Source organism: Citrobacter sp. Cf088 (assembly GCF_030334295.1).
In the GTDB taxonomy this organism is placed as follows: domain Bacteria; phylum Pseudomonadota; class Gammaproteobacteria; order Enterobacterales; family Enterobacteriaceae; genus Citrobacter; species Citrobacter freundii.
The window spans coordinates 904245-930335 of sequence record NZ_JAOWEE010000053.1 but is presented as its reverse complement, the minus strand read 5'-3'; the positions used below and the strand labels follow the sequence as shown (position 1 = coordinate 930335).

At 52.7% G+C, this 26091-nt stretch carries 25 protein-coding genes; 11 read left to right on the top strand and 14 right to left on the bottom strand.

The annotated features are described in order from the left end of the window. Positions 1 to 4: 4 nt before the first annotated feature. Positions 5 to 580, bottom strand: a complete 576-nt coding sequence (locus tag OGV71_RS17375) for a helix-turn-helix domain-containing protein (protein ID WP_003020168.1) — start codon at positions 578 to 580, stop codon at positions 5 to 7. 37 nt (positions 581 to 617) lie between these two features. On the opposite strand from OGV71_RS17375, the gene OGV71_RS17370 reads away from it, so the two are divergent. Both OGV71_RS17370 and OGV71_RS17365 read left to right on the top strand, forming a co-directional pair. Then, positions 618 to 1136 (top strand): GNAT family N-acetyltransferase, encoded by a 519-nt coding sequence (locus tag OGV71_RS17370; RefSeq protein ID WP_071696125.1) that lies wholly within the window; start codon positions 618 to 620, stop codon positions 1134 to 1136. Beyond that, the gene (locus OGV71_RS17365) at positions 1133 to 1582 is read left to right on the top strand and encodes a DMT family transporter (RefSeq protein ID WP_071685588.1); all 450 of its coding nucleotides are present in this window, start codon (positions 1133 to 1135) and stop codon (positions 1580 to 1582) included. The genes OGV71_RS17370 and OGV71_RS17365 overlap by 4 nt, the downstream gene beginning before the upstream one ends. A gap of 63 nt (positions 1583 to 1645) precedes the next feature. Here the strand turns inward: OGV71_RS17365 and OGV71_RS17360 are convergent, their stop codons facing one another. Together OGV71_RS17360 and OGV71_RS17355 are read right to left on the bottom strand one after the other, a co-directional pair. Continuing rightward, entirely contained in the window at positions 1646 to 1879 is a 234-nt protein-coding gene (locus OGV71_RS17360) for a YdcY family protein (protein WP_003020183.1), read from the bottom strand. 17 nt (positions 1880 to 1896) lie between these two features. Continuing rightward, positions 1897 to 3495 (bottom strand): ABC transporter substrate-binding protein, encoded by a 1599-nt coding sequence (locus OGV71_RS17355; RefSeq protein ID WP_048217763.1) that lies wholly within the window; start codon positions 3493 to 3495, stop codon positions 1897 to 1899. Positions 3496 to 3777: 282 nt separating this feature from the next. On the opposite strand from OGV71_RS17355, the gene OGV71_RS17350 reads away from it, so the two are divergent. The 3 genes from OGV71_RS17350 to OGV71_RS17340 are packed head-to-tail and all read left to right on the top strand — an operon-like array spanning position 3778 to position 10230. Continuing rightward, on the top strand, positions 3778 to 5085 hold the full coding sequence (locus OGV71_RS17350; RefSeq protein WP_286533741.1) for an SrfA family protein: 1308 nt from the start codon (positions 3778 to 3780) through the stop codon (positions 5083 to 5085). A gap of 4 nt (positions 5086 to 5089) precedes the next feature. Beyond that, positions 5090 to 8071, top strand: coding sequence for a virulence factor SrfB (locus tag OGV71_RS17345; RefSeq protein WP_286533739.1), 2982 nt, complete (start codon positions 5090 to 5092; stop codon positions 8069 to 8071). After that, the gene (locus OGV71_RS17340) at positions 8068 to 10230 is read left to right on the top strand and encodes a virulence factor SrfC family protein (RefSeq protein WP_286533737.1); all 2163 of its coding nucleotides are present in this window, start codon (positions 8068 to 8070) and stop codon (positions 10228 to 10230) included. The genes OGV71_RS17345 and OGV71_RS17340 overlap by 4 nt, the downstream gene beginning before the upstream one ends. Positions 10231 to 10249: 19 nt before the next feature. Here the strand turns inward: OGV71_RS17340 and OGV71_RS17335 are convergent, their stop codons facing one another. After that, a complete protein-coding gene (locus OGV71_RS17335; protein ID WP_003020198.1) occupies positions 10250 to 10423 on the bottom strand; it encodes a GhoT/OrtT family toxin in 174 nt (57 codons plus the stop codon). A gap of 192 nt (positions 10424 to 10615) precedes the next feature. Between OGV71_RS17335 and yncL the strand changes: the two genes are divergently transcribed. After that, positions 10616 to 10711 carry a stress response membrane protein YncL gene (yncL, locus tag OGV71_RS17330; RefSeq protein WP_071524268.1) on the top strand — a complete coding sequence of 32 codons (96 nt, stop codon included), beginning with the start codon at positions 10616 to 10618 and terminating at the stop codon, positions 10709 to 10711. A 119-nt stretch (positions 10712 to 10830) separates the two neighbouring features. Here yncL and OGV71_RS17325 read toward each other — a convergent pair whose 3' ends face one another. Beyond that, positions 10831 to 11610 carry an AraC family transcriptional regulator gene (locus OGV71_RS17325; RefSeq protein ID WP_071696151.1) on the bottom strand — a complete coding sequence of 260 codons (780 nt, stop codon included), beginning with the start codon at positions 11608 to 11610 and terminating at the stop codon, positions 10831 to 10833. 101 nt (positions 11611 to 11711) lie between these two features. Here OGV71_RS17325 and OGV71_RS17320 point away from each other — a divergent pair, with 101 nt between their 5' ends. Beyond that, on the top strand, positions 11712 to 12836 hold the full coding sequence (locus OGV71_RS17320) for a multidrug effflux MFS transporter (protein ID WP_286533734.1): 1125 nt from the start codon (positions 11712 to 11714) through the stop codon (positions 12834 to 12836). 196 nt (positions 12837 to 13032) lie between these two features. Here OGV71_RS17320 and patD read toward each other — a convergent pair whose 3' ends face one another. The 8 genes from patD to OGV71_RS17280 form a co-directional block, all read right to left on the bottom strand. After that, on the bottom strand, positions 13033 to 14460 hold the full coding sequence (gene patD / locus OGV71_RS17315) for an aminobutyraldehyde dehydrogenase (protein ID WP_286533732.1): 1428 nt from the start codon (positions 14458 to 14460) through the stop codon (positions 13033 to 13035). Positions 14461 to 14481: 21 nt separating this feature from the next. Continuing rightward, positions 14482 to 15288 carry an ABC transporter permease gene (locus tag OGV71_RS17310; RefSeq protein ID WP_003020204.1) on the bottom strand — a complete coding sequence of 269 codons (807 nt, stop codon included), beginning with the start codon at positions 15286 to 15288 and terminating at the stop codon, positions 14482 to 14484. Then, positions 15278 to 16222, bottom strand: coding sequence for an ABC transporter permease (locus OGV71_RS17305; RefSeq protein WP_003843727.1), 945 nt, complete (start codon positions 16220 to 16222; stop codon positions 15278 to 15280). Before OGV71_RS17305 ends, OGV71_RS17310 begins: the two co-directional genes overlap by 11 nt. Then, entirely contained in the window at positions 16223 to 17239 is a 1017-nt protein-coding gene (locus OGV71_RS17300; RefSeq protein WP_071696128.1) for an ABC transporter ATP-binding protein, read from the bottom strand. 16 nt (positions 17240 to 17255) lie between these two features. After that, entirely contained in the window at positions 17256 to 18401 is a 1146-nt protein-coding gene (gene ydcS / locus OGV71_RS17295) for a putative ABC transporter substrate-binding protein YdcS (RefSeq protein WP_061548295.1), read from the bottom strand. A gap of 327 nt (positions 18402 to 18728) precedes the next feature. After that, on the bottom strand, positions 18729 to 20138 hold the full coding sequence (locus tag OGV71_RS17290) for an aminotransferase-like domain-containing protein (protein WP_286533730.1): 1410 nt from the start codon (positions 20136 to 20138) through the stop codon (positions 18729 to 18731). A gap of 92 nt (positions 20139 to 20230) precedes the next feature. Further along, positions 20231 to 20647, bottom strand: coding sequence for a type II toxin-antitoxin system HicB family antitoxin (locus OGV71_RS17285; protein ID WP_128298791.1), 417 nt, complete (start codon positions 20645 to 20647; stop codon positions 20231 to 20233). Between the two features lie 46 nt (positions 20648 to 20693). Then, positions 20694 to 20870: a type II toxin-antitoxin system HicA family toxin gene (locus tag OGV71_RS17280; RefSeq protein ID WP_003020221.1), complete on the bottom strand. Its 177-nt coding sequence runs from the start codon at positions 20868 to 20870 to the stop codon at positions 20694 to 20696. A 263-nt stretch (positions 20871 to 21133) separates the two neighbouring features. Here OGV71_RS17280 and OGV71_RS17275 point away from each other — a divergent pair, with 263 nt between their 5' ends. The 4 genes from OGV71_RS17275 (at position 21134) to OGV71_RS17260 (ending at position 24092) form a co-directional block, all read left to right on the top strand. After that, positions 21134 to 22537, top strand: coding sequence for a cytochrome ubiquinol oxidase subunit I (locus OGV71_RS17275; protein WP_286533728.1), 1404 nt, complete (start codon positions 21134 to 21136; stop codon positions 22535 to 22537). Next, a complete protein-coding gene (gene cydB, locus OGV71_RS17270; RefSeq protein WP_286533725.1) occupies positions 22537 to 23547 on the top strand; it encodes a cytochrome d ubiquinol oxidase subunit II in 1011 nt (336 codons plus the stop codon). Before OGV71_RS17275 ends, cydB begins: the two co-directional genes overlap by 1 nt. Next, a complete protein-coding gene (locus OGV71_RS17265; protein ID WP_003020230.1) occupies positions 23547 to 23672 on the top strand; it encodes a DUF2474 domain-containing protein in 126 nt (41 codons plus the stop codon). The genes cydB and OGV71_RS17265 overlap by 1 nt, the downstream gene beginning before the upstream one ends. Before the next feature lie 189 nt (positions 23673 to 23861). Continuing rightward, positions 23862 to 24092: a DUF2554 family protein gene (locus OGV71_RS17260; RefSeq protein ID WP_003020233.1), complete on the top strand. Its 231-nt coding sequence runs from the start codon at positions 23862 to 23864 to the stop codon at positions 24090 to 24092. A 3-nt stretch (positions 24093 to 24095) separates the two neighbouring features. On the opposite strand, the gene OGV71_RS17255 is transcribed toward OGV71_RS17260, so the two are convergent. After that, positions 24096 to 26057, bottom strand: coding sequence for a peptidase U32 family protein (locus OGV71_RS17255; protein WP_286533723.1), 1962 nt, complete (start codon positions 26055 to 26057; stop codon positions 24096 to 24098). Between the last annotated feature and the right edge of the window lie 34 nt (positions 26058 to 26091).

Genomic DNA, 26091 nt, shown 5'->3' with positions numbered 1-26091 from the left:
CTATTTAGCTGACGACGTGGTTTAACCGCACAACCAGGTAAACGCAGGGTTTCGCGGTTTCATTGATAAACCGACAGTCATTCGGCGGGCCAAGTTCCAGGCAATCACCTGCCTGCATTTCATGGCGTATGTCCCCTTCCACAAAGACTAATTCCCCCTGCTGTAACCAGATAAGTTGTCTGGCCTGCACATAGGAAGAAGCTGGCATCGGGATATCACTTCCGGCGGGTAATTCAATCTGCACCAGATCGATAGGTAGATCGCTGCGCGGTGAAACATGGCGGCGCAGATAGTGGCTTTGCGGATCGTGCCAGACGGGCTGGTCAGCGAAGCGCAGCAGCTTGCCCTCCTGCATTTCAGCCCGCGCAATCAGGGTAGACATGCTGATGCCAAACGCACCGGAAAGTCTACCCAGCAGCGTAGCCGTTGGACTACTCTCGCCGCGTTCTATTTTATGGATCATGGCCCGCGACACGCCCGCGCGCTCGGCAAGTTCCGTGAGTGACCAACCGCGAGATTCCCGCTCAATGCGAATTCTTGCACTGATCCGTTGATTTATACTGTCTTCAATAGTATTCATATTGTAATACTATAGTGAACAAGCCCTGAGGTTCAACATGTCAATTCGATTTGCCAGCAAAGAAGACTGCGCCGCCATTGCAGAAATCTACAACCATGCGGTACTGCATACGGCGGCTATCTGGAATGATCAAACGGTCGATGCCGAAAACCGTATTTCCTGGTATGAATCCCGACAATTGATGGGGTATCCGGTACTGGTGAGTGAAGAGAATGGCGTGGTTACGGGATACGCCTCCTTTGGCGACTGGCGTAACTTTGATGGCTTCCGTCATACCGTTGAACATTCGGTGTATGTCCATCCAGAACATCAGGGAAAAGGATTCGGACGAGCACTACTCAGCAGACTGATAGACGAAGCCCGCGCATGCGGCAAGCATGTAATGGTGGCAGGGATTGAGTCTCAGAATCAGGCATCACTGCATCTGCACAGCTTGCTGGGCTTTAAAACCACCGCGCAAATGCCACAGGTTGGAACCAAATTTGGGCGGTGGCTGGATCTGACTTTCATGCAGTTGCAGTTAGACGATCGTCGTGAACCGGATGCCCTTAGATGAACCAGACGCTGACCCTCTCCTTTCTGATTGCCGCTGGTATTGGTCTGGTGGTGCAAAATACCTTGATGGTACGCATCACGCAGACGTCCTCGACGATCCTTATCGCCATGTTACTTAACTCGCTGGTCGGGATCGTGCTGTTTGTCAGCATATTGTGGTTTAAGCAAGGTTTAGCAGGGTTTGGTGAATTGGTTTCCAGCATACGCTGGTGGACACTCATCCCCGGCTTGTTGGGATCGTTCTTTGTTTTCGCCAGCATTAGTGGATATCAAAATGTAGGCGCTGCCACGACGATTGCGGTACTGGTTGCCAGCCAGTTAATCGGCGGGCTGGTGCTGGATATTCTGCGCAGTCACGGCGTGCCGCTGCGGGCGCTGGTGGGGCCGGTCTGTGGTGCGGTACTGCTGGTAGTCGGGGCATGGCTGGTGGCGAGACGTTCGTTTTAATTGCCTGATAGCACTTCGTTTATCAGGCCTACAGAACGTTCCTGTTGGCCTGATAAGGGAAAATCAGAGGATTGTGCCACCTTTGGTCAACTGTTCGCGACGGGCTTCCATATCTTCTTTATGCTGACGGCCATGATGCGCGATAGCCGTACGCAAACGCTGTTGCTGGGTATAGCGGTCTTCCCGGCTCAACGCGACATCATCGCTGAGCTCAATCAGCAATTCATTCATATGCGTAATGACGCTCTCCTCAATGGCGGCATCAACACGTGCGCTGACCTCATCCAGATGCGACATAACCTCTCCTTAACTCATTAATTTAATTTTGCTTTTGAAAAATCACTGCCCATCAGGCTAACGCTGTATCCGCTGACGTTGCTACGCGTAGCGTAGAACGTTTTACCGTTTGCCAGGGCTATCCACGGAGCCTGCTGGTAGAAAATCTCTTGTGACTGCTGGTAAAGCGCGGCGCGCTCTTCCGGTTTGCTCACCAGTTTCGCCTTTTCAACCAGCGAATTATACTCTTTATCGCACCAGCGCGCGGCGTTAGATCCGGTTTTTATGCTGTCGCAGCCCAGCAGCACATCGGCGAAGTTATCCGGATCGCCGTTGTCTGACATCCAACCAAACAACGCGGTGTCGTGCTCACCTTTACGCATTCCGGAGAGATATTCACCCCACTCGTACGACACAATTTTCGCCTTCACGCCCACCTTTGCCCAGTCGCTCTGGATCATCTCGGCAATCCGTCGGGAGTTCGGGTTGTATGGGCGCTGGACCGGCATTGACCACAGCGTCGCTTCAAAGCCATTTTCCAGCCCAGCCTGCTTCAGCAGGTCTTTCGCTTTTTGCGGGTCGTAAGCGTAATCCTGCAGATCTTTATTGAACCCCATCATATTCGGTGGAATCGGCGATTTTGCCACCGTACCGGAACCTAAGAAGACGGCGTTAATAATGGCCTTTTTATCAGTCGCGTAGTTTAGCGCCTGACGCACCAGTACGTTATCAAACGGTTTTTTCTCGGTATTAAATGCCAGATACCCGACGTTCAGCGCGTCAACCGAATGCAGCGTCAAATCTTTATTCTTTTTAATCTCGTCAAACTGTACGGGCGCAGGTGCTGGGATTATCTGGCATTCATTGGTTTGTAGTTTTGCCAGCCGCGTCTGGACGTTTGGCGTGATTGAGAAGATCAGGTGCTTCGTTGGAACGGCGCCATCCCAGTAGTTAGGGTTGGCAAGATAGCGGATTTGCGAGTCCTGCTTGTACTGCTGCAGCACGTAAGGCCCGGTGCCAATCGGCCAGTTGTCGACGTTTTCCGGTGTACCTTTTTTTAGCATCGCGTCGGCATATTCCGCAGAGAGAATCGAGGCAAAATCCATTCCCCAGTCGGCAAGAAACGCAGCGTTAGGTTCATTCAGGACAAACTGAACGTGATAATCATCGAGCTTCTTCACTTCTTTAATCAGTTTATCCAGACCGACATCGTTAAAGTATTCATAGCTTCCCTGAGAAACCTTGTGATACGGATGATCGGCATCTTTCTGCCGTAATACCGAGAAAATCACGTCGTCAGCGTTGAAGTCGCGGGTCGGTTTAAAGAATTTATTACTGTTGAATTTCACGCCTTGACGCAGGGTAAAGGTGTAAGTCTTTCCGTCCGGAGAAATCGTCCAGTCCGTTGCCAGAGATGGTACCGGGGTATTCTTTACCGGATCAAAGTTGATGAGTCGGTTGTAGAGTACTTGTGAACTGGCCACAAATGAGGGTCCGGAACTGGCAATTTGCGGGTTAAATGACTCCGGCGATGCTTCCGAGCAATAGATGATGGTGTCAGTATTGGCCGCGAACGCAACACCTGACGGAATGACGGTGCTGAGAGCCAGCGCGAGTAACGTTTTCCTTGCAATCATGGTTATAAGCCTTCTTATTTTATTATTAACCGAGATATCAGAGCATAGCTGACAAAAACTGACCAATAACAAATCACTATCAGGTTATTCTAATCCGGTGTATTTCGCTGAATAATTCATCACCCTAAGCGAATTAATTTCCCTTAAGTCTTTTTCAAAACGTCAAGATTTTTCCCGGCACTCTATGCCATGAAAATTAGCCCCTTTTTGCCTCTCTTTCTCCGTTTGCTCGTTTTTATAAAACGTAAAGTAGATACGTGAAGAAGTCTAAGGGGTAACAACGTGGCAAAAACTCTCTTGCGCAGCGGCAATTTGGATGACTATCAGGCCGTGGGCGGCGGTGGTCAGGCCGTGTTTGATTCAGCATTGCAAATTCGTGAAACGCTTCGTCTGCGTAAACAGCAGGCGATGGTGGATTGTTTGGCGATCCCACAAATTAACGACAACGGCGATCGGGTTGACTGGTATTCCCCGATAGAAGGGAAAGCCGTGGCGTGGAAAGCCGCTGATGAAGAAGCACGTTTTCGTGCGCTACGCTATCTGGGAAGCACGCTGGAAAATGCGGCGGCTCTGAGCCGTAAAAGCCTGCAGTCGGGAAAAACCTCCCTACAGCTGTTTGGCTCTCTGCTCGAAAAAGCCATCCAGTTTCCCGGTGAAAACCACGTGTTTCTGGTTGATGGCAAACCCGTTATTACGTTCTGGGGCTTCGTTAATCTGAATGAAAATCCCCGCGACGATGTGCTCGATTGCCTGCGAGTTGCCGATATTCCCCCTGTCGTTACCGTAGCAGAGCCGGAACAGGAAGAAGAAATCCCCCCGGAAATCACCTTCGCCGAGGCTGATGCGCCTTTATTAACGCCAGTCGTCGAGCTGGCTAAACCGGCTGAACCTGAGCCACAGCCACCGGTTATAGTTAACGAACCGGAGGTTACACCGCCGCTGGCACAAGAGAAACCTGCGCGCCGCCTGCCTCTGTGGAGCCTGCCCGTTGCCGCAGTCATCATTGCCGCCATCGTTGGGCCGCTGCTGTGGAAGCAACAGACCACCCAGCCCGTACCCGCAGCCGCCGCTGTTGAAGTCGCTAAGATTGATATGGCACCGCTGCCAGCACTGGCATCTGCACTGCCCCTGCATCGTGCTGAAGTGACTCCAGCTGCGAAGAAAGAGAAACCTGTAGAAGGACCGGTGGTGATCGCCGCGATTCCAAAAGATGCGCTGGTGATGGATGCCAATCAGATGAAGGCAGGAACGACGCGTTTCCTCAATGGTAACTGGCGCGTCCTGGTCGATGTTAAAGATCCGGTGAGCGGCAAAGCGCCGTCGCTGCGCTATCAGATCCAGGCTAATAAAGGCACTGCTCGCGTGGTTCATGGTGACAATATTGTTTGTCGTGCCGAGATTTTCTCCGGTTTGCACCAGTCGGGTGAATTAATGATTAAGAGTCGCGGCAATGCCCGTTGTACAGACGGGTCACGTTATCCGATGCCTGAAATTACCTGCAAAGCGGGAACCAACGACGTCGCCGCCTGTACCGCGCGTTATGACGATCACGCGGAAATCCCTCTGACAATCAAAAAGATAGGTGCCTGATTCTATGTTGGTGAATCTGTGTGATTACAAGCAGAGCGTGACGCTCATCGCCAATAGCGGTGTTCAATTCCTGGATTTTGGCCTGACGCCGCAGGAATCTGCGCACCATGGCCGCTTTGTGCGCAAAACGGCAAACGGTCCCCTGCTACGGCTGGATTTCGATCTGGCAACGGGTCGCTATACCTTGCCTGGCAGCACTGGCGGTCAGCCCGAAGTGGTGAAACCGGAAAGTACCCAGACGCTGCATTATTCTCTGGATGTCCTCGACGGTGTCTGGCTGCCGCTGCCGTTTCTGCGCTTTAACCCACCGCGCACGTTTGTTGAAGGCCCGGATAACTGGGCGCGCGTGCAGGTACGAAAACTGGCGCAACCCGACAGCGCGGGCAACACCCACCGCGTTACCGTGGCGCTGGATAGCCAGCTCACTGAAAATGCCCCTGCAGCGTTAACGCCTAATGAAAACGACCTGCTCAACGGGACACGATTCGCGCTGGCCTGGCATGACAGCGAAATTGCTGATTTCCTTGACCAGACCTGGATTGACGGCTGGTTGCGCGAATCTTTTATGCACCATGTCACCCAACATGAGAATCGCTCAGAACAAGAGATCCAGCTGGCGCTGCGTAACTTTGAATACCAGGCGCACTGGCTGAATGTGCTGACCCTGTTAGGCGAGCAGCTTTCTGTCCCGGAAGTGAAACTGGTTACACATACCCTTAGCACACCCGCTATTCCCGTCGATCTTATTTTAGATATCGGTAATACCCATACCTGTGGCGTCCTGATTGAAGATCACGGGGATGCCAATGACGGGCTGCGTCAGACCGCTGAATTGCAGGTCCGTTCGTTAAGCGAGCCGCAGTTCCTCAACGATCCGCTGTTCACCAGTCGGCTGGAGTTTTCCGAAGCTCGCTTTGGTAAGCAGCATTTTTCCGTTGAGAGCGGACGTGATGACGCCTTTATCTGGCCGTCGATTGTGCGTGTGGGTGATGAAGCCCGTAAGCTGGCAATGCAGCGTATGGGCACCGAGGGCAATAGTGGGATCTCCAGCCCGCGCCGTTATCTGTGGGATGAAACGCCGGTGTTACATGACTGGCGCTTTAGCCAGATGAATGGAAAAACCCAGCGCGAACCGCTGGCTACCGCCTTCCCACTGATGAACCTGATGAACGATGACGGGCAACCGCTGTTCAGCCTGCCGCAGGACGATCGTCTGCCGGTATTCTCACCGCAATACAGCCGCAGTACGCTGATGACGCATATGTTATGCGAAATACTGGCCCAGGCGCTGGGGCAAATTAACAGCGTAGCGACGCGTTTGCGCCTCGGATTCCCGGCATCTCCTCGTCAGTTACGGACGCTGATCCTGACCCTACCGTCGGCGATGCCCAAACAGGAACGCGAGATTTTCCGCCTGCGCATGTTTGAAGCTATTGCCCTGGTCTGGAAAGCAATGGGCTGGCACCCGCAGGATGAAGACTTCACTACCCGTAAACAGCAGGAAAAGAGTGTGGTTCCCGTACCTGAAATTCAGATGGAATGGGATGAAGCCAGCTGCGGGCAACTGGTGTGGCTGTATAACGAGGCTATCTCTCACTACGATGGCCACACCGAATCATTCTTTAACGCCCTTGCCCGCCCGGACCGTTTGCCGGAACCCGGTGAGACTAAAGGTCGGGCGCTGCGCGTGGCATCGATCGACATTGGCGGCGGGACAACGGATATGGCCGTCGTCCATTATCAGCTTGATGACGGCGTCGGCGCGAACGTTAAAATTACCCCGCATTTGCTGTTCCGTGAGGGTTTTAAGGTGGCAGGCGATGACATGCTTCTGGACGTGATTCAGCGTTGCGTGTTGCCTGCGCTGCAAACCCGCTTACAACAAGCTGGCGTGACCGATGCCGCTGCATTGCTGGCCACGCTGTTTGGCGATTCCGGTCGTATCGATACCCAGGCGATTTTGCGTCAACAAACGGCATTGCAGCTCTTTATGCCACTCGGTCATGCGGTACTCAGTGCCTGGGAACAAAGCGATATTAACGATCCGGTCGCTGGTCTGCATGCCACATTCGGAGAACTCCTGAGCCAACGACCAACGCGCAACGTGATGAACTACATCCAGCAGGCTATCGACCATGCGATGCCAGCAGGTTCGCCAGCATTTGATGTTCTGAGCGTGCCGTTGCAGGTACAGTTCAGGCAGTTACAAGAAGCTCTGTTAGCGGGGCAATTTACCCTGACTTCCCCGCTGCACGCGGTTTGTGAGGCTATTTCACATTATCGCTGCGATATTTTATTAGTGACCGGCAGGCCCGCCTGTTTACCGGGCGTACAGGCGTTGATCCGCCATCTGCAACCTGTTCCGGTTAACCGTATGATCTGGATGGATAACTACCGCGTGCATGAGTGGTATCCGTTCAGCCAACAAGGGCGGATTGGTAATCCCAAATCCACCGCGGCAGTCGGCGCCATGCTGTGCAGCCTGGCGCTGGATTTGCGTTTGCCGCGTTTTAACTTTAAAGCTGCCGATATCGGCGCTTACTCGACCGTACGTTATCTTGGCGTACTGGATAACACGGTCAATACCCTGCGCGATGAGAACATCTGGTATCACGATATTGATCTGGATAAACCCGGTGCGAAGCTGGATGCCCGGTTGCACTTCCCGTTACGTGGCAACGTGACGTTAGGATTCCGGCAACTGGCAAACAGCCGCTGGCCTGCCACGCCGCTGTATACGCTCAGCATAAATTCTGCCGAACTGGCAAAAACCATCGCCGGAGATGGCGTGTTGAATGTACGGCTGCAGCTACGCGGCGGCAGCAAAGAAAGTGGTCCAGAATTCTTCGTCCTGAGCGATGCCTGGTTACAGGATGGCACCCCCGTTGCCGCCAATGCCTTAACGTTAAAACTGAATACGCTGGCAGACCGTCGCCATAGCGGAAGCCATTACTGGATTGATAGCGGGAGCGTGTACCTGAAATGAGTAAGATGTTAAATACCGCGCAGGCCGCCATCGAGTGGGTGGTAGATACCCGTCAACGTGCGGCGCGTCTTGATGATGAAGCGGATGCCCTGCTGGCACAGCTTACGCTAGCCGCAGTGAGTGAATCTGCGCTGGAGACAACCTTTTCATCGCAAGGATGTATAGGGTTATACGGACATTCACAATCGGCAAAAGCACATCTGCTTGCGGCATTGTGCAGCAATGCCACTGGCAAAGTGAATATTGTTACTCCGGATCGCAGCTTTGATTATTTCTCGCATATTAATCCTGGCCATGCGCCAACCAATATGGTGATCCGCTTTACGCGCGATGAAAATCAGCATGATAGCGAATGGCCGTTGCGTCTGCGGTTACTCAGTGAAGCGGAACTGGTACAGCTATTTATCGCCCAGTTCAGCGCGCTCCCGGATAACCGGCAGGTCGAGAAATCGATTATTGAGGCGCGCCTGGAAAAATGGCAAACGCTGCGTCAGCGTCACCCTGTGCCGGGCATTACCGCACATGATGTTGCGGCAATCGGTCGTTTCTGGCGCTCCTGCGTACCGGCAAACCAGCAGCAAATTGACGATGCGCTATGGCACCAGTTTGCCACGTTGCTGCCCGCACTGGATCTGACTACCCGGGCAAACGCCTGGGCACTACTGTGGGGAGAACAACCAGAATTGACACAGCAGTGGCTGACTCTGGCGCACACGTTGCAACAAACCGGACACGCGCAAGAATTAGCGGCCCCGCTGAGTCTGCTGGTTGATCATTTTGGTTTACCTGCCGAAAGTTTCCTGACCCAGGTGGCATTGACCGGCAATAATGAGGCGCAAAGCGATGTGGTGGTTCATCCGATTGAAAATCATCAGTTGCTCAATGCAGTCAGCCTTTCTTTGTCGTCACTGGCGCTGCTCACGCGCGAACTGGTCCTGACGGTTGAAGACGCGGTGCTGGAGAATGTCGATCTGCTCGATATTCCCCTCGCCCCGGATACTCACCCGCATCCACTGTGGCAGGCAAAATTAGGCTGGATGCTGGAACATTACCGCCAACACCTGCAACCGGATGTGCTCTTAATCTGCAACGCTGTCTCTACCCGCGCCCAGACGCCCACCATCACCCGCAAGCTATTGGGCTGGGTTAACGATACTCAACCCGTCCACGACGCCGCATTGCCAGGCGTGGTCTGGGCCATTACCCCGCAGGATGCGCGTTTTAGTACCCAGCAAAATCTTGACGAATCTGTGCAGCAATTAATGGGCAAACCCGGACTGCACTGGGGCACGCTGCAGGCGCTGGATAAACACAGCTTACAACGCCTCGTCGAATGGTTGACTCAGGCAACCTCACCACAGCAGCGCCAGGCCAGGCTGACCTCCCTGCGTGAACAGCATCAGCAGCGCGTACGCGAAACCCTAATCGGCTGGATTAATCCCGTTGAGACCGAATCAGCAAGCAATGAGTCAGTGATCCGCCAGCTACAGGCTCAGGCGGCAAAGCATGGCGAACTGCTGGATGGTTTGCTCCCGCCGATGCGCATTTTTGAATCGCTGCTGCGTATTCAGCAACCGCGCGAGGAGCAGGTAAGTGGTTTATTTAATGAAGAGATTGACCTGTTTGCCGAGGTGCGTGACACAATGCACTCACCGGAAAGCCAGGAGACCGGATATCAGGCTCACAAAATGTGGATTAACCACGTGCGCCAGTGGTGTCGCGATGAAAATAATGCCCGCCGTTTACGACTCGATCCCCGTACGTTAAGGCAGGTTGCCGACATCCTCGTCACCACCAGCTATCGCCTGGAGATGCCGCAGCGCTTACAGCGCATTATGCAGCGCGAAAACGTCTGTGCCGCGCAGCTATACGCCGATATCGGTGATTTTATTACCTGGCTTGGATTTGCCGACGTTGCTGAGGATCAACGCCCTGCCAGCAGGATTCAGAAAGGATCGGCTATTTTTAGCGCGCCGAAGCAACAGCCGATGTTACGCCTGACGAAGTTGGATGAACAACCTTCGCACGGCGCAAGCCGCTACGTATACGACTGGCTAGTCGCTTTGTATACCCGTGCGAATGAGAACGTGGGGTATCAGCATCCACAGGATGTCAGCGAAGTCGACAAAAAGCGATTAGATGCCCTGCTTTCCGCCTGAAGCGGCGTTTACGCCGTCATCAGAAGAGAGAGAACATTAACGCGACGGGAAAACTCATCGGCCAGGTCGCACCGACTAATACCGCGCTGAGAAAGCGAATTCGCTTTTTATCGCGGGAAAGAAACCAGGTGATGATTGCCGTGATAACGGCCATCACCGCATAAAAAACCAACATTTTTTGGTACAAAGACATGTAAGGCATCCGGGCCGAAAGGTGAAATCGCGCGCAATATGCTCTTTTTCATGACTTACATCAAGTTTTATTAATTAATTTAAGAAAAGCGGCTGTAAAACAACCCATTTTCATTATGTTCAGAATTCGTACTATTGCGGATAGTTATAACCCGTACTATACCCATATGGGTTAAAACGAAAGGTGGCACAAATGAATGTTTCCAGTAAAACGGTGGTGCTGATAAATATATTTGCTGCTGTAGGACTTTTCAGTCTGATTTCCGCAAGGTTCGGCTGGTTTGCTTGATGTAACTCTTCTTGATTAATTGCAGCGTCCGCTGGCAGAGAGGTTCATCTCTCTGCCATCAGTAAACGATCTTCCCACTCTGCCATCACCAGGTAAATTATCCTTAATATGTAATACCCCTAATCCTTCTGCGGCATTATATTGCCTGAATAACGGCCTGGCGTTGTGCCGGTATGCTGATGGAAGAAAGCAATAAAAGCACTGTCGCTGACAAACTCCAGATATTGCGCGACCTGGCTGATATGGCATCCGTCAGCCAACATCTCCATGGCTTTTAACAGCCTAAATTGCTGCCGCCAGTCCTGATAATTCATCCCGGTATCCCGGGTAAATATTCGACCTATTGTCCTTTCACATGCCCCAACCTGTCGGGACAATTGATTCAGTCGTGGTGGCAGTTCGCCCATGCGTAATCCTTCAAGCCACACGTTAAGTCGCGGATCTGAGGGATACTGCAATGTCCAGTTTTCACTGTGGGCGGCACGCATTTCCTCACAAAATACGGTTATGAGACTGGTCTGCTGCGCGGCAGGCATCTCCCATGACCAGAAAGACATACGTTCTATCACCTCAAAAAAGAGAGGGTTAACGTCGACTATCTGCAGCGGTAAATCAGATAACGGCAACGTGGTTGAGAAGTACAAAGAACGATAAGCCATCACGCCGCGCATTATGGCGCGATGTACCGTACCGGCTGGGATCCAGACCGCACGACGTGGCGGTAGCAGACACAACGCCTGTTCCAGCTCAATCGTTATGCTTCCCGCTGCCGAATAAAGTAGCTGATGACGAAGATGGCTGTGCCGTCCTGAATCGTGTACGCCCATCTCGGAAGCAATCCCGATTACCGGTTTATCAAAGCTGTCCGCATCAAAAGCATCATCCGGGGCAATTTTCATCTTCTGTCCGATATTTGACATTTAAAGTCCTGATAATGGTAATGCGACATTTTCCTTTCAGCAATAATGCCCGCCTGTTTTCTGTTTCTCTGGATATTGCTATGAACACACTTCATCGACCGCCGCTGTGGCTTCTCACACTCCTGATTATGTTTCCACAACTGGTGGAAACCATTTACAGCCCGGCATTGCCAGGTATTGCGACGTCTTATCACGTCAGCAGTGAGCGCGCGGCTCAAACACTCTCCGTTTATTTTGTTGCCTTCGCCGTCGGCGTGGCGATGTGGGGATGGCTGAGCGACTGCATCGGACGACGCCGGGCGATGATGGCTGGACTCCTGTGCTACGCCACGGGTTCCCTCATGGCCGTTGTTGCCACTGATTTCAGCGTTCTGCTGCTGGCACGGATGGTCTCGGCCATTGGAGCGGCTGCCGGATCTGTAGTGGTACAGACCATGCTAAGGGACAGCTATGAATCAACTGCGCTATCCCGCGTCTTTTCTGTGATGGGCGCCGCGTTGGCATTGAGTCCGGTTTTCGGTCTGCTAAGCGGAGGATGGTTGGTCAGTTTGTATGGTCATACCGGGGTATTTGTTGCCCTTGTGCTGCTGGCGCTACTACTGCTGATGCTGACCATAACCATGCTGCCAGAAACCCGGCCCGAACATACGCTCAGACCAAGGCTTGCTGCGCTACTCTCCCGCATGGCGCGTGACTATGAGCTGTGGAAAAACGCCATGCTGGTTGCTCTACTGAACACCATGCTGTTTAGCTATTACAGCCTGGCGCCGTTTCTTTTTGGGCAACTGGGATGGAGTTCCAGAGCCTTTGGCTTGACGGGGTTGCTACTTGCGTTTGCTTCTCTGTCGGGTAGCCTGCTGAACCAAAAACTGTTAACGACAGGTCTGACGCCGGAGCAACTGGTACGTTATGCCTGTGCGCTGGCAGCGTTGTCAGGTCTCGTAGCGTGGTGCTTACAGCACTCTGCGTGGATCCTGATTCCGGTATTCGGCGTGGTGATTGCCTATGGTATCGCCATTCCCAATGTGCTGAGTCAGGCGCTGCGTCATTATCGTGAACAGGCCGGAGCCGCGGGGGCATTGTTTGGATTAAGCTATTACCTGTTGCTGGGAATGATGCTGGGATTTGCAGGCATGGTGCAACAACTGGGGCTAGTACTGAGCGTCTGTGCCCTACTCGCCTGGCTTTGCAGCCTGGGCCGCTGATAAACCCGATGGCGCTCCTGAAAGCACAAAGCCCCGGCAATATGCTGGGGCTTTATTTTATCAATTAGCCTGACCTCGCGGATATTTCCAACTTACCGCCGTCCGATGGCGACGAGGCCAGTGGCGCGAATAGTATAGGCACACGTTTGCCGAGATTTAGCTATCCGTGCCCCATTTACCGCTCGCGCTTAAAAGATTACTCATGCTTGATCATGACATGGCGAACAATCGTGTAATCTTCCAGCCCATAAACCGACATATCCTTGCCATACCCAGACTGTTTTTGCCCACCGTGCGGCATCTCGCTAACCAGCGTGAAATGCGTATTGACCCAGGTGCAACCATATTGCAGGCGAGCGCTAAAGCGATGCGCACGCCCAACATCCCGGGTCCAGACGGAAGATGCCAGTCCGTATTTCGAATCATTTGCCCACGCCAGCACCTGGTCTTCATCATCAAATACGGTCACGCTGACCACCGGGCCGAAAACTTCCCGCTGCACGATGGCATCTTCTTGCTTCGCCCCGGCCAGCAGCGTTGGGGCAAAGTAGTAGCCTGCGCCATCCACTTTCTTGCCGCCGGTGATAACTTTGATATGCCCCAGGGCTTTGGCCTCATCGACCGCTTTAGTCACGCGATCAAGATGTGCCTGCGAACTTACCGGTCCCAGTTCCGTCGATTCGTCGTTCGGCGCACCAATTTTCAGGCTGGCAACCGCGGCGCCGAGTTTCTCAACCAACGCGTCATAAATGCCTTTTTGGGCATAGATTCGACAAGCGGCGGTACAGTCTTGCCCGGCATTGTAATAACCAAAGGTCCGCACGCCGCTCACTACCGCATCCAGATCGGCATCATCAAAAATGATCACCGGGGCTTTGCCGCCCAGTTCCATATGTGTGCGCTTAATTGACGGCGCGGTGTGCTGAATAATGTGTTCACCGGTTGCAATGGAGCCAGTCAGAGAAACCATGCGGACTTTTTCATGGCCGGTCAGCGGATCGCCCACCGTTTTACCGCGACCAAACAGGACGTTGATAACGCCAGCCGGGTAAATATCTTTGGCAAATTCGGCCAATTTAAGCGCCGTCAGCGGGGTAATTTCTGATGGTTTAATCACCACACAGTTTCCCGCTGCCAACGCTGGAGCCAACTTCCACGCCGCCATCATCAGCGGATAGTTCCACGGAGCAATAGAGGCCACCACGCCGAGCGGATCACGGCGAATCATCGACGTATGTCCTTCCAGATACTCTCCGGCCGCCTGTCCTTGCAGAGTTCGAGCCGCCCCGGCAAAGAAGCGAAAAACGTCGACAATAGCTGGAATTTCATCGTTGAGGACACAGTGCAGTGGCTTACCGCAGTTAAGTGATTCCAGCTCAGCGAAGGTTTGCGCGTTATCGGCAATAGCGTCCGCCAGTTTCAGCAGCAATTCAGAGCGGATTTTCGGCGTGGTTTGCCCCCAGGTGGCAAACGCGGTGTCTGCCGCACGCACCGCGGCATCAACCTGCATGGCTGACGCCTCGGCAATCTCCAGAATGAGTTCACCAGTGGCAGGGTTATAGACTGGCTGCTTTTCACCTTCACCGTTGACCAGCTCGCCATTAATCAGTAATTGATGTTGCATAGCAATTTCCCATATCGTCGTTTATTTACCGTTTCCGGCGAGAGTGTCGCCTTCACGCGTTAGCCACCAGGCCCCTAAAATTGGCAGTGTTGTCACCAGCATTACCAGCAATGCCACAACGTTGGTGACCGGCACATCCCGTGGACGGCCCAATTGATTGAGCAGCCACAGAGGAAGTGTTCTTTCATGTCCGGCGGTGAACGTTGTCACGATGATTTCATCAAACGACAAGGCAAACGCCAGCATCCCGCCCGCCAGTAGTGCCGATGCCAGATTGGGCAGCACGACGTAACGAAAGGTTTGCCAGCCGTTGGCGCCAAGATCCATAGACGCTTCAACCAGACTCCATGAGGTACGGCGAAAACGCGCCACAACGTTGTTAAACACCACCACCACGCAAAACGTCGCATGGCCCACTACGATCGTGAGAAAACCCGGTTCCAGGTTGATGGTTTTAAACGCTGTCAACAGCGCAAGACCGGTAATAATGCCCGGCAGCGCGATCGGCAACAGTAGCAACAGCGATATTGCACTTTTGCCAAAAAAGTCCCTACGCCACAGCGCGGCCGCGGCCAGCGTCCCCAGAACAAGGGCAATAGCGGTCGACAACGCAGCGATCTTAAGTGACAACGTCACAGACTCCAGGATATCGCTACGCTGCGCCGCAACGCTAAACCACTTCAGCGTTAATCCCTGCGGTGGAAAACTAAAAGCAGCCTCCTCAGTATTAAAAGCATAGGTGGCGATGATGAGGATGGGAAAGTGCAGGAAAATAACCCCACCCCATGCCGCCAGTTTGAGTAACCAGGGCGCGCGTTCAGAGTGCATCAAAAGCTCCCAGACGCTTCACGAACGCCAGATACAGTGCGATTAACACAATCGGCACCAGAGTAAATGCCGCCGCCATCGGCATATTGCCGATCGCCCCTTGTTGCGAATACACCATGTTGCCGATGAAATAGCCCGGTGGTCCCACCAACTGTGGCACGATAAAGTCGCCCAACGTCAGAGAGAAGGTAAAGATAGATCCCGCAGCGATACCGGGTATTGCCAGCGGAAGGACCACATAGCGGAAGGTTTGACGCGGACGCGCCCCCAAATCAGCGGAGGCCTGTAACAGTGACGGCGGAAGTCTCTCCAGCGCGGCCTGTACCGGCAGGATCATAAACGGCAGCCAGATGTATACGAACACCAGAAAGCGCCCTAAGCCTGAAGTCGACAACGTATTGCCGCCTACCGCAGGCAGCGTCAGGAACGAAAGCAGTAGCGGCTCCAGCCCAAGATGGGTTAAAAACCACTGCGCCACACCGTCTTTAGCTAACAGCAGCGTCCACGCATAGGCTTTAACGATGTAACTGGCCCACATTGGCAACATTACGGCAATGTAAAAAAAGGCTTTCATTTTGCCGCTGGTATAGCGCGCCATATACCACGCCATCGGAAACGCCAGAATCGCGCTGGCAATGGTGACCGCCACCGCCATCGTCAGGGTACGCAAAATGATGTCGTAGTTAGCAGGATTAAACAGCGCCTGCAAATTCGCCAGCGTCAGGTCCGGCGTGACCGACATAGTGAAATCGTCGAAGGTATAAAAACCTTGCCACAACAGCGTCAGTAATGAGCCGAAGTAGACAATGCCAAACCACATCAGTGGTCCAAGGAGCAGCAAAAACAGCCCCATCCCCGGATTACGCCAGAAGTAACCTGAGATCCGGTTCAGGCTTGTCGACTGTGGAGGCGAATGTAAGACGTTCATAGCCATTCACCTCTCCTCAACCAGCGGTACCATCACGTCGCGGGACCACGATGCCATCACCTGCTGACCCGGCGACAACGTTGACGGTAGCATTTCTCCCGTCAGGTTCGCCTGGCTAACCAGCAGTTTTTCCCCTCCGGCAAGTTTCAGCTCAAACCGCGTCGCCGCCCCCTGATACTGCACCGCCTGAATAACACCCCGGGCCTGGACTTCTCCTCCGTCATCATTCAAGCGAATATGTTCGGGACGTAGGGAGAACATACCCTGTAGCCCACAAACGTTCGCCGACATCGTCGCATCAAAGACATTTGACGTTCCGACAAAACTTGCCACAAACGGCGTCCGCGGACGCATGTAAAGTTCACGCGGAGAATCCACCTGTTCGATGCGACCGTTATTAAACACCGCCACCCGATCGGACATCGACAAGGCTTCACCCTGATCGTGGGTGACAAAGATGAAGGTGATGCCAAGGGATTGCTGTAATTTTTTCAGCTCCAGTTGCATCTGCTCACGCAGTTTGAGATCCAATGCTCCGAGCGGTTCATCCAACAGCAGGACGCGCGGTTCATTGACCAGCGCCCGGGCAATCGCCACACGCTGACGTTGCCCACCGGAAAGCTGCGACGGTTTACGTTCATAAACAAAACCGAGTGCGACCTTATCCAGTGCTTCACGTGCTTTCGCGTGGCGTTGTTTTTTATCAATGCCTTTAACCATCAGCCCATAGGCGACGTTGTCGAGGATCGACATGTGCGGGAATAACGCGTAATCCTGAAATACCGTATTGACGTCTCGTTCCCAGGGCGGCAATTCGCTGGCCTGTTTACCAAAAATAGTGATTGCGCCGCCTGACAGTTGCTCAAACCCGGCAATCAGGCGCAGACAGGTGGTCTTGCCGGAGCCGGATGGCCCCAGCATAGAGAAAAACTCACCGTCGTTAATCGCAATACTCACCCCATCCACTGCACGAACATCCCCATACAAACGCGAGACGTTATGAAACTCCACTGCGTACGTCATAAAACCCCCAGCGGAATTAACGACCACCCATAATGGCGATGTAATCCTGCGTCCAGCGACTGTAAGGAACGAATTTTCCACCTTCGGCAATCGGCGTTTTCCAGAAGGCAATTTTGTCGAAATAGCTATAGCCGTTGGTTTCACAGCCTTTTTCACCCAGTAACGGGCTGGCTTTACAACCTTCAGGCACCACTGGCAGAGAACCAAACCAGGCCGCTACGTCGCCCTGTACTTTCGGGGTTAATGACCAGTTCATCCATTTGTAAGCGCAAACCGGGTGTTTCGCTTCACTGTGCAGCATGGTGGTATCAGCCCATCCGGTAACCCCCTCTTTTGGGAAGACCGTGGCAATTGGCTGACCTTCACCTTTCAAGGCGTTAGCCTGATAAGGCCAGGCGCTTGACGCCACTACGCCTTCGTTTTTGAAATCGCTCATTTGCACGGTGGTATCGTGCCAATAGCGATGGATCAACGCGTGCTGATCGCTCAGGACTTTGATCACCGCCTGATACTGTTTTTCAGTGAGCTGATAGGGGTCGGTAATACCCAACTGCGGCTGGGTGGCTTTAACGAATAATGCGGCGTCGGCAATATAGATCGGGCCATCGTAAGCCTGAACGCGACCTTTATTGCTTTTCCCGTCAGGCAGATTTTGTTCAACGAATACCACGTTCCAGCTGTCCGGCGGCGTTGGGAAGGTTTTGGTGTTATACATCAGCAGGTTTGGTCCCCACTGGTATGGCGAACCGTAAACTTTACCGCCAACGTTAAACCACTCCCCTTTTACCACTCGCGGATCAAGGGTTTTCCAGTTAGGGATCAGCGCAGTATTAATCGGCTGAACGCGTTTTCCCATTATCAGGCGCAGTGAGGCATCACCAGAAGCGGTTACCAGATCGTAACCGCCTTTAGCCATCAGGCTGACCATCTCATCAGAGGTGGCCGCCGTTTTTACATTGACCGCACAGCCGGTATCTTTCTCAAACTGCGAGACCCAGTCATATTGTTTATCGGTTTGCCCACGTTCGATATAACCCGGCCAGGCAATAATATCCAGGCGGCCTTCCGGTTTATCTAATGATGTGGGGGGTTCGGCTGCCTGCGCAGTCATCAGCGTCATGCTGAAGGCACACAGGCTACTGAGGGCAAGTTGCTTGCTCATAACGTCTTACTCCTGTCGAAAAAATATTGAGCGGCAGCCTTGCCGTAAATATATGTCCTTTTCTAAAAATAGTCGGGGTGTGGTAAGCGTTCCTGCTGGTGCAAGGAAATTTAATCAGGTTGTGAGCTAACGCTCATTACGCTACAGACTCTGACCTGGGGGTAATCTTCTGGAGTATAGACAAGGAGTTAGACGCAGAGGTGGCAATAGTATTAACTATTGATATTTTGTATGGCCGCACCCGATATAAATAATACCGTGGTTCAGCATTCACTATTTCGAAAATAAGAATGCGCTATTCATTTATATTGAATAGCGCGTTATGGTTTATTTCATCATTTCACGAATTAATTTGCCAAGCTGTTTTACGGCCTGCTCTTCGCGCTCTCCCCAGTGCCATGCAGTATTAAAACGAAAAAAACGTGTCCAGCTTCCCGAGGTCGAGAACATTTTCCCCGGCGCAATGCTGATGTGGTGTATCAGCGCATGGGTACTGAGCACACCAGCATCAAGCGGTTCCGGCAGCTCCAGCCACAGAAAATAACCACTGTCGTTGTGGTGAATTTTGACTTCCGCCGGAAGATGACGCAGCAGAGTTTGCCAGGCCTGTTGTTTACGTTCCGCCAGTTGCCGACGCAAGCGTCGCAAATGCGCGTCATAGCGCCGGGTTGAAAGATAATCAACAAGTGCAAGCTGCATGGGCGAACTGGTAGATAAAGTACTCATTAGCTGGAGTCGCTGAATACGCCGGGCATGTTTCCCTGCTGCCACCCAGCCAATACGAAATCCTGGCACCAGACACTTCGAGAAAGACGAACAATGCAGAACGCTGTCGGCGCGATCCCAGGCTTTGGCTGGTAGCGGTTTTTCGCGGCCAAAGTACAGCTCGCTGTAAACATCATCTTCAATCAGCATTACGTGGTATTTTTCCAGCAAGGCAACCAGACGCGCCTTTTTCTCTGCGCTGAGCGTAAAACCCAGCGGATTTTGGCTGTTGGTCATTAGCCAGCAGGCTTTTACCGGATATTCCTGCAACGCCTGCTCCAACGCAGCAAGATCGATCCCCTCGTTAACGTCGGTGGCTACCGACAGCGCCTTCAGACGTAATCGCTCCAGGGCCTGCAACGCCCCATAAAAACAGGGGTTTTCGACAATCACCCAGTCACCCGGTTCAGTGACTGCTTGCAGGCTCAGGTTGAGGGCTTCCAGCGCGCCGGTGGTGATGACGATTTCGTCCGGTGAAATGGTCATCCCCTGTTGAGCATAGCGACGGGCAATGGCATGACGCAGCTCAGCATTCCCCGGGGGCAGGTTTTCAATCACACTCATGGCGGTGGCGGTTTTACTCACCTGCGCCAACGAGCGGTTCAACTGTTGAAGTGGAAACAGACGCGGGTCGGGGAATGCGGAGGCAAAGGGCATCACTGACGCATCCCGGCTGGCCTGCAACATATCAAAAATATAGGTATTGATATCCACCGCTTCGTCGCGCGTGACCTGCACCTGCGGCGCTGCCAGTTCACGTTCGGGGCGCGCGGCGACATAATAACCAGACTGCGGCCGGGCGATAATCCGCCCCTGGCTTTCCAGCAACTGGTATGCGTGTCCGACGGTCATAAAACTCATTCCGCTGCTGACCACTTGCTCACGCAAGGAAGGCAAGCGATCGCCTGGCTGCCATACACCAGACGCAATTTGATCGCGAATTTGCTCTGCCAGTCGCTGGTACTTTTTCATTTTTGATCCTGATTACCGGTGTCGGTGACAATCATTGTGTATATCAGTTTACATAATCAGGGTGTTTTTTATAACTGTTATAGTTAACAGTTTTACAACATCGTTAACGCCAGCTCTTTGCCTAAGGCGCGCGCAGCAATCTGCACGGCATCAATTTTTGTCGTGTGCTTTAAATCAAATAAACGGGTGATCTCCTGCTTAGGTCTGCCGATCCTGTTCGCCAGCTCCTGCTGGGTGATTTTTGATTCAAGGAAGGCATTCAGCAGAAGAACCTTAGACGCAACGCTCAGCGGTATTTCTACGTAGTCATCTTCAGCGCTAACCGCCGAAGGGAGTGGAATCGCCTCGTTGTCGTCGAAATAGAATTCAAAAGCGGTAATCAATGCCGCCCGCGCGGCCTGCAAAGCGTCATGGCGAGTATTTCCCTGAGTTAATGCTTCCGGAATATCCGGGAAAGAAACCACAAACCCACCTTCCACTGCCGGAGTTAGAGTAACAGGATAACGCATAGGATTTTCAAAATCTCTCATATAATCAACCTTGTAGTGATGATGATTACTGTAAGTCAAGCTGCTTAATAATCGCTTTTCGCAAGGCTTCTTTTATTTCATCACCTGGATGTCTGGGCATAACGCTACGCCTTCCCTGATATCTCAGTTTCAGATGATTTGAGCCGTTTGTAACAGCAACTCCCTGAGATTCAAGCCAGCGTCTAAACTCACTTTGCTTCACTGCGCCTCCCTGTCGTCTATTATACACACAAAGTAAACATTTATGATTACCTTTTAATTACCTTGCTATTAATATCGCAAAATCACTAACGTGGGGAGGACGCTATTTAATAACAGGAATCCAGCTTCCAGATTTCATATCAGCGTGTACAACCTATAACAGCACTGCAACTGTTATGGTTAAAAAGAACTGTTCTGTTTCTGCCCCGCATTGCTTCTCAGGCTTAGAATTGCGCCAAATCAATTTTGCCTGCGGAGTTAAGCATGTTCGGTCTTGACGCGTTTCACCTGGCGAGGATCCAGTTCGCGTTTACGGTATCCTTTCACATCATCTTTCCGGCCATTACCATCGGCCTCGCCAGTTATCTGGCAGTACTTGAGGGGTTATGGCTAAAGACGAAAAATCCCACCTGGCGTTCGCTATACCATTTCTGGTCGAAAATATTCGCCGTAAACTTTGGTATGGGTGTAGTTTCCGGGCTGGTGATGGCTTATCAGTTTGGTACCAACTGGAGTGGTTTTTCCGAGTTCGCCGGTAGCATCACCGGGCCGCTTCTAACCTATGAAGTGCTCACCGCCTTCTTCCTTGAAGCAGGTTTTCTCGGGGTAATGCTGTTTGGCTGGAACCGGGTTGGTCCAGGGCTTCACTTCTTTGCCACCTGCATGGTCGCACTGGGTACCATTATTTCAACCTTCTGGATCCTCGCCTCTAACAGCTGGATGCAGACACCGCAAGGCTATGAAATAGTTAACGGCCAGGTCGTTCCCGTTGACTGGCTCGCCGTTATTTTCAATCCTTCATTCCCTTATCGTTTACTGCATATGTCCGTTGCCGCTTTCCTCAGCAGCGCGTTGTTTGTTGCAGCGTCAGGTGCATGGCATTTATTGCGCGGGAATAACACCCCGGCTATTCGCGCGATGTTCTCAATGGCGCTATGGATGACGTTAATCGTCGCCCCGCTGCAGGCTTTGATTGGCGATATGCACGGTTTGAATACGCTGAAGCATCAGCCGGCAAAAATTGCTGCGATTGAAGGGCACTGGGAAAATCCGCCCGGCGAACCAACCCCGCTACTACTCTTCGGCTGGCCGGATATGGAGCAGGAACGCACCCGCTATGGGCTGGAAATCCCGGCGCTGGGCAGTCTGATTCTGACCCATAGTCTGGATAAACAGGTCCCGGCACTAAAAGAGTTTCCTAAAGAAGACAGGCCTAACTCAACTATGGTGTTCTGGTCGTTTCGCATAATGGCCGGGCTAGGCATGCTGATGATCCTGCTGGGCGCTCTTGCCCTGTGGCTGCGCTATAAGCAGCGTTTATACACCTCGCGCCCTTTCCTGCGCTTTGCCTTGTGGATGGGCCCCTCAGGTCTGATTGCCATCCTTGCCGGTTGGGTGACCACTGAAGTTGGCCGTCAACCGTGGGTGGTTTACGGTCTGCAACGTACGGCGGATGCGGTTTCCGCACATGGTGATTTACATATGAGCATCAGCCTGCTGTCCTTCTTTGTGGTGTACAGCTCAGTGTTTGGTGTGGGTTACAGCTACATGATACGCCTGATCCGCAAGGGGCCACATGAAGATGACCCAACAATTCCGCCAACCGGCACGCCTGCCCGGCCGCTTTCGGCTGCTGTCCTTGATTCTCAACCGGAGGCTCATCGCTAATGGGTATCGATTTATCAGTTATCTGGTTTGTGATTATCGTGTTCGCCACGCTGATGTATATCGTGATGGACGGTTTTGATCTCGGGATTGGCATTTTATTCCCCGCGATTCAGGACGCTGATGACCGCGATGTGATGGTTAACAGCGTCGCTCCCGTATGGGATGGGAATGAAACCTGGCTGGTGCTGGGCGGGGCCGGGTTATTTGGCGCGTTCCCGCTGGCCTATGCGGTGATTGTCGATGCGCTGACGATCCCGTTGACCCTGATGCTAATCGGCCTGATTTTTCGCGGCGTCGCGTTTGAGTTTCGCTTCAAGGCCACGCCGGCGCATCGACCATTCTGGGATAAAGCCTTTCTCAGCGGTTCAATTCTGGCGACATTCACCCAGGGCGTGGTGGTGGGTGCCGTACTCAACGGATTTTCCGTTACCGGACGCAGCTACAGCGGCGGTCCTTTCGACTGGTTGACTCCGTTCACGTTGTTCTGCGGCGTTGGTCTGGTTGTAGCCTATGCCCTGCTGGGGGCGACATGGCTGGTGATGAAAAGTGAAAATCCGTTGCAGGATAACATGCGTCGCGTGGCCAAAAAACTGCTGCTGGCAATGTTGATTGTGATTGCCATTATCAGCCTGTGGACACCACTGGCGCATAGCGCGATTGCCGAGCGTTGGTTTAGTCTGCCCAACCTGTGGTTCCTGATGCCGGTTCCGCTGCTGGTTGCGCTTATCAGTATCTGGCTGTGGCGTTCACTGGGGCAACATAACTGCCATACGCTGCCTTTTGTATTGACACTGGGGCTGATTTTCCTCGGGTTTAGCGGACTGGGGATCAGTATCTGGCCACACATCATTCCGCCGTCCATTACGCTCTGGCAAGCGGCGGCTCCGGCGCAAAGTCAGGGCTTTATGTTGGTTGGCGCACTGCTGATTATCCCGATAATCCTGGTGTACACCTTCTGGAGCTACTACGTTTTCCGTGGCAAAGTTCAACATGGTGAGGGGTATCATTGATGCAACAAACAATCTGGAAACGCCTGATGTGGCTGGTGATCCTCTGGGGCGGCAGCGTGCTGGCCCTCGCCGCTGTTGGCATGTTCTTTCGTCTCCTGATGACGGCCGCCGGATTTAAGTCCTGAATCTCTCCCTGATAACACCCGGGCAGCGCTGCACTGCCCGGGTGTTACAAATCCCAACATCGACTAAACAAAAATGTAAAAAACATCGAAATGACAAAACAGAGATTGTCATTATCCCGATTAAAATATTGAATAGTCACCAGGCGAAATTATCGCCAATTCCGCAGCTAACGTACCAGAGGGTGCATGATGTTTAAGAAAGGGTTAACAGTGTTATTGCTGGCCAGCGCGCTTTTTTCCGGTCAACTTTTCGCTACTAATCAGGGACATGAATATCTTCAGGTGCAGGATGCCGATCATTTACTACGACACACGGCCGACAGCGATGAGCTGCGAGTGACGGCGGAAGAATCCGCCGCCGATCTTCGTGAACACCATCACTGGCAAAAATCACGCAAACCCGATACGCATCTGAGCTAACGATTAACCTTTACGCTTCGGCAGTGTCTTCATCAGTTCTTCCGGACTGACCGAAGCCACAACGCTACCCGGCAACGGCATCTTCAGAATGTGATGTTTCATCTTGCCGATCACGTGCATTTCGCACGGTCGGCAATCAAATTTCAGCGTCAGGACTTCATCGCCGTTAACCAGTTGCATCGGTGTCGCTTTCCAGCTCTTGATGTTCCCTTTCGCCTGTTTCGGACACAGGTTAAAGGCGAAACGCAGGCAATGTTTGGTGATCATCACCGGTACTTCGCCCTTTTCTTCATGCGCTTCATAGGCTGCATCAATCAACTGAACGCCATAACGGTGATAAAACTCACGCGCTTTTTGGTTGTAGACGTTAGCCAGGAAACTCAAGTGCGTTTGCGGATAAACCGGCGCAGGCTGGGATACTGGTGTGCGGCTACCGCGCTTATAGCTTTGCAGGCGCGCTGCATCCAGCATATCAACGGCTTCACGTCGTAACTGATTTAGTTGACCGTTTGGCACGAACAGCGCGCCCGGCAGATTCACCTGAATATTGCGGGCGTAGTACATCGTCTGCCCAAGTTTTGCCAGTCCGTCCTGTAGGTTACTCAACGCTTTTTCCGCATTGTTCGCTTCCTCAAACTGGCCATCCAGCGTATGGGTAATGCTCACGCCCTCTTCACTGGTGAGCGTCAGAATCAACTGCTCCTGCCAGCCGCCGAGCTCAATATCGATCGCAACACGGCGTTCGCTGGAGGTTTTGGTTAACGCTTGCTGCCAGTTATGATCGAGGTTGCGATTCAGCGGATGATGCGGACGCACTTTGTGCAGATCGGCAGGCATTTCATTCGGCCATACCCGATAACGATTGTTCCCCGTTTTTTCCACGGTGTTGGCGCGGAATCCAACAACCTCACGTTTGATTAACACGTTCAGGCCATCCCCGTTAGCCAGCGGTTCTGTTACCTCAACATCGAGATGATCTTTCGCCACCTCCAGGACTTCGCCGACCGGCAAACCGATAAACTTTGGTGAGTCGAATGCGCCGATATCCCCTTTACGGGCATTCACAAAATAATCGGTGCTGCCACGATGGAAGGTTTTCTCCGTGGATGGAGTAAAGAAATGTTCGGTACGTCCCGCTGATGAACGGGCCAGGTCGCCGCGCTCTTCAATGATGGCATCGAGCATCTGGCGATAATGCGCGGTAATATTCTTTACATAACTCATGTCCTTATAGCGCCCTTCAATTTTGAAGGAACGCACACCTGCGTCAATCAATGCGCCGAGGTTGGCGGTCTGATCGTTGTCTTTCATCGACAGCAGGTGTTTTTCATAGGACACCACGCGTCCCTGATCGTCTTTCAGGGTATACGGCAGACGGCAAGCCTGGGAACAGTCGCCACGGTTAGCACTGCGTCCGGTTTGCGCATGTGAAATATAACACTGACCTGAATAGGCAACGCACAGCGCGCCGTGAATGAAAAACTCAATGGTCGCATCGGTAGCCTGATGGATGGCGTTAATTTGTTCAAGGCTCAGTTCGCGCGCAAGGACAATCTGGGTGAATCCGACATCAGCAAGAAATTTCGCCTTCTCAACGCTGCGAATATCACATTGGGTGCTGGCATGCAGTTCAATCGGGGGAATATCCAGTTCCAGAATCCCCATATCCTGTACGATCAGAGCATCAACACCGGTCTGATACAAATCGGTAATTAACCGCTGCGCGGGTTCCAGTTCATCATCGTGCAAGATAGTATTTAGCGTCACAAAGATTTTCGCCCCATAGCGATGGGCGAAAGGCACCAGTTCGGCGATATCTTTCAGGCTATTACTGGCGTTATGGCGCGCGCCAAAACCCGGTCCACCAATGTAAACGGCGTCTGCGCCGTGCAAAATGGCTTCGCGCGCAATGGCGGTATCCCGAGCCGGGCTTAACAATTCAAGGTGATGAGGCTGCTGGCGCATACAGTTGTTACCATCCACAAGCGGTAAAAATGGC

What these genes read in the sequence shown, in the direction of transcription:
- OGV71_RS17375 (WP_003020168.1), bottom strand. Translation starts at nt 580, where the DNA reads ATGAATACTATTGAAGACAGTATAAATCAACGGATCAGTGCAAGAATT.
- OGV71_RS17370 (WP_071696125.1), top strand. Translation starts at nt 618, where the DNA reads ATGTCAATTCGATTTGCCAGCAAAGAAGACTGCGCCGCCATTGCAGAA.
- OGV71_RS17365 (WP_071685588.1), top strand. Translation starts at nt 1,133, where the DNA reads ATGAACCAGACGCTGACCCTCTCCTTTCTGATTGCCGCTGGTATTGGT.
- OGV71_RS17360 (WP_003020183.1), bottom strand. Translation starts at nt 1,879, where the DNA reads ATGTCGCATCTGGATGAGGTCAGCGCACGTGTTGATGCCGCCATTGAG.
- OGV71_RS17355 (WP_048217763.1), bottom strand. Translation starts at nt 3,495, where the DNA reads ATGATTGCAAGGAAAACGTTACTCGCGCTGGCTCTCAGCACCGTCATT.
- OGV71_RS17345 (WP_286533739.1), top strand. Translation starts at nt 5,090, where the DNA reads ATGTTGGTGAATCTGTGTGATTACAAGCAGAGCGTGACGCTCATCGCC.
- OGV71_RS17340 (WP_286533737.1), top strand. Translation starts at nt 8,068, where the DNA reads ATGAGTAAGATGTTAAATACCGCGCAGGCCGCCATCGAGTGGGTGGTA.
- OGV71_RS17335 (WP_003020198.1), bottom strand. Translation starts at nt 10,423, where the DNA reads ATGTCTTTGTACCAAAAAATGTTGGTTTTTTATGCGGTGATGGCCGTT.
- yncL (WP_071524268.1), top strand. Translation starts at nt 10,616, where the DNA reads ATGAATGTTTCCAGTAAAACGGTGGTGCTGATAAATATATTTGCTGCT.
- OGV71_RS17325 (WP_071696151.1), bottom strand. Translation starts at nt 11,610, where the DNA reads ATGAAAATTGCCCCGGATGATGCTTTTGATGCGGACAGCTTTGATAAA.
- OGV71_RS17320 (WP_286533734.1), top strand. Translation starts at nt 11,712, where the DNA reads ATGAACACACTTCATCGACCGCCGCTGTGGCTTCTCACACTCCTGATT.
- patD (WP_286533732.1), bottom strand. Translation starts at nt 14,460, where the DNA reads ATGCAACATCAATTACTGATTAATGGCGAGCTGGTCAACGGTGAAGGT.
- OGV71_RS17310 (WP_003020204.1), bottom strand. Translation starts at nt 15,288, where the DNA reads ATGCACTCTGAACGCGCGCCCTGGTTACTCAAACTGGCGGCATGGGGT.
- OGV71_RS17305 (WP_003843727.1), bottom strand. Translation starts at nt 16,222, where the DNA reads ATGGCTATGAACGTCTTACATTCGCCTCCACAGTCGACAAGCCTGAAC.
- OGV71_RS17300 (WP_071696128.1), bottom strand. Translation starts at nt 17,239, where the DNA reads ATGACGTACGCAGTGGAGTTTCATAACGTCTCGCGTTTGTATGGGGAT.
- ydcS (WP_061548295.1), bottom strand. Translation starts at nt 18,401, where the DNA reads ATGAGCAAGCAACTTGCCCTCAGTAGCCTGTGTGCCTTCAGCATGACG.
- OGV71_RS17290 (WP_286533730.1), bottom strand. Translation starts at nt 20,138, where the DNA reads ATGAAAAAGTACCAGCGACTGGCAGAGCAAATTCGCGATCAAATTGCG.
- OGV71_RS17285 (WP_128298791.1), bottom strand. Translation starts at nt 20,647, where the DNA reads ATGCGTTATCCTGTTACTCTAACTCCGGCAGTGGAAGGTGGGTTTGTG.
- OGV71_RS17275 (WP_286533728.1), top strand. Translation starts at nt 21,134, where the DNA reads ATGTTCGGTCTTGACGCGTTTCACCTGGCGAGGATCCAGTTCGCGTTT.
- cydB (WP_286533725.1), top strand. Translation starts at nt 22,537, where the DNA reads ATGGGTATCGATTTATCAGTTATCTGGTTTGTGATTATCGTGTTCGCC.
- OGV71_RS17265 (WP_003020230.1), top strand. Translation starts at nt 23,547, where the DNA reads ATGCAACAAACAATCTGGAAACGCCTGATGTGGCTGGTGATCCTCTGG.
- OGV71_RS17260 (WP_003020233.1), top strand. Translation starts at nt 23,862, where the DNA reads ATGTTTAAGAAAGGGTTAACAGTGTTATTGCTGGCCAGCGCGCTTTTT.
- OGV71_RS17255 (WP_286533723.1), bottom strand. Translation starts at nt 26,057, where the DNA reads ATGCGCCAGCAGCCTCATCACCTTGAATTGTTAAGCCCGGCTCGGGAT.